The 2,692-nt window shown below is 31.5% G+C and carries 3 protein-coding genes; all 3 read left to right on the plus strand.

Features of this window, described 5'->3' with window-relative positions:
* The coding region (locus tag AB1Z17_RS01240) for a glycoside hydrolase family 125 protein (protein WP_368049970.1) at positions 1-314 on the plus strand (314 nt) is incomplete at its 5' end.
* Positions 315-323: 9 nt separating this feature from the next.
* A complete protein-coding gene (locus AB1Z17_RS01245; protein WP_368049971.1) occupies positions 324-1,463 on the plus strand; it encodes a glycoside hydrolase family 18 protein in 1,140 nt (379 codons plus the stop codon).
* A 321-nt stretch (positions 1,464-1,784) separates the two neighbouring features.
* A partial coding sequence (locus AB1Z17_RS01250) for a carboxypeptidase-like regulatory domain-containing protein (RefSeq protein ID WP_368049972.1) occupies positions 1,785-2,692 on the plus strand: 908 nt, incomplete at its 3' end.

The raw sequence follows: 2,692 nt of genomic DNA on the forward strand, positions 1-2,692 counted from the left end.
GCGAGAACAATCCATATTTTTTAAAAGGAAAATATGCAGAAGGGCAAGCAAGTCCGCATACAGGAAAAAGCAAAATTTGGCCAATGGGAATTATTTTGCGAGCAATGACCAGCATCGATGAACAAGAAATCATCAAATGTTTAAAAATGTTAAAAGCTACGCACGCTAATACAGGTTTTATGCATGAAGGTTTTAATAAAGACTATCCGAAAGATTATTCGCGCGACTGGTTTGCTTGGGCAAATACCTTATTTGGAGAGTTGATTTTGAAAATTTATAATGAGCACGAAAGCTTGTTATCAATCAAATATTAAATAAAAATTATGAGTAAACAATTTATTATAGCACTAATTGCAGCTGTGTGCTTTATTGCTTGTGGAAAAAATAAGAATAATTCAAATGAAGAAACAAAAGATGCTTCAGTAAAGGGCAATAAAGTTATTGCTTATGTAATGAGAGGAAATAATAACTGGGGTGAAAACAATGAAAAAGCTAAACAAATTACCCATATTAATTATGCGTTTGCCAACATTGTAAATGGAAAAGTTGTTGAAGGATACGAAAGTGATGTAGCCAATTTAAAAAAATTGAACCAATTGAAACAAGTGAATAAAGACTTGAAGATTTTAATTTCAGTCGGTGGTTGGAGTTGGTCTAAAAACTTTTCTGATGCTGCTTTAACACCAGCATCTAGGGAAATATTTGCTCAAAGTGCTGTTGATTTTATGATTAAACACAATATAGACGGAATTGATTTAGATTGGGAATACCCAGGGCAAAAAGGAGATAATAATAAGTTTAGACTTGAAGATAAAGAGAATTTTACCGCTGTTTTAAAATTGTTGAGAGAGAAGTTAGATGATATATCAAATATGAAAAATCAATATTTATTAACCATAGCGACTGCTGCTAATCAGAAATACTTGGATCATACAAATATGAGCGAGGCACATCAATACCTCGATTTTATTAATATTATGACCTATGATTTTTTTACAGGAGGTTCTAGCCAAACTGGACATCATTCAAATTTATCCCAATCTGACTATGCAGATAATGGAAGTAGTGCTAAAAAAGCTGTTGAAGAACATGTTAATGCAGGTATACCAATTGAAAAATTGGTGTTAGGTGTTCCTTTTTATGGAAGATGGTGGAAAGGAGTTAATCCAAATAATAATGGATTATATCAAATAGCTAATGGAAAAAGGGGAAGCTATAGGTATAAATTAATAGCAGACAGTCTTAGTAACAAAACATTTGTGTCTTTGTGGGATAGTAAAGCCAATGCACCATATATATGGCGTAAAAAAGATTCGTTATTTCTAACATATGAAAGTCCCAAGTCGTTGAAAATTAAGGTTGACTACCTTAAGAATAAAAAAATGGGAGGAATTATGTTTTGGGAATACAACGGAGATAATGACGAGTTGTTAACTGTAATTTCAAATACAATAAACAATTAAATAATGCAGTTTTACGATAACGTTTTTTTGAAGTATTACTTTAAAAGTGTAGTATTTTTTTGAAATTGATATTTTTTTAATAAAAAGGAGTGATTTAAGGGTAAACTCTAATATTTCTTTTCTTTTTTTGCGAAATTTTAGTTGAATTGATTTTATTCTTAATTTAGAATATTGATGTTTTTAAAAAAAATATATCGTATGTGCTTCTATTTATGCTATTGGTCGAAAAATCTTTTTTTTTACTCATTTAAATATTATTTTTAATCATTATTAACTCAAATTAAATAATGAATGATACAAAAAGTACTAAAACTGTTTTTTGTGACTTTTTTACTAGGTTTTTCTAGTATTCAAGCGCAAACAGTAACAGGAACTATTACAGATGCTATGGATGGGACAGCTCTTCCAGGTGTTAACGTAGTTATTAAAGGCACATCCATTGGTGTCTCTTCGAATTTTGATGGTAAATACAGTATAGAAGTGAAAAGTTCAGACGCTGTATTACAATTTTCTTATTTAGGTTATGCAACAAAAGAAGTTGCTGTAAATGGTAAAACAGTTATTGATGTTGGCCTTGACCAAAGTGCGGAATCTTTAAATGAAGTTGTGGTAACTGCGCTAGGGATTACTAGAGAAAAGAAATCATTAGGTTATTCTGTATCTGAAATTGATGGATCATCAGTTTCTCTTGCTAAAGAATCGAATGTGGTTAATTCACTTTCAGGTAAAGTAGCAGGTGTGGTTATAACACAATCTGCATCTGGTCCTGCTGGTGGAACAAGAGTAGTTATTAGAGGTAACAATTCAATTACGGGTAATAACCAACCTTTATATGTTGTTGATGGGGTGCCAATTGATAATTCAGGTATTGGTTCAGCTAACGGTTCAGGTACAGGTGAATATAATCGTTCAGATTTAGGTACTGGTATATCAGATATAAACTCTGATGATATTGAATCTATGTCTGTATTAAAAGGACCTAACGCAGCAGCACTTTACGGATCAAGAGCTAGTAATGGTGTAATTTTAATTACGACTAAGAAAGGAAGTAGTAAAAGCGGATTAGGTATTTCTTTATCTACAAATATTTCGTTTCAAAACCCATTATTTTTACCTGAATACCAAAATGAATATGGTGCTGGTAAAGATGGAATTTTTGGAGCAGATTTAAATGAAGTAAAAGGAAATGGTTCTTGGGGACCAAAATTTGATGGTTCACAACAATTGTA

The sequence above is a fragment of the Lutibacter sp. genome, assembly GCF_040883305.1.
Taxonomy (GTDB): domain Bacteria; phylum Bacteroidota; class Bacteroidia; order Flavobacteriales; family Flavobacteriaceae; genus Lutibacter.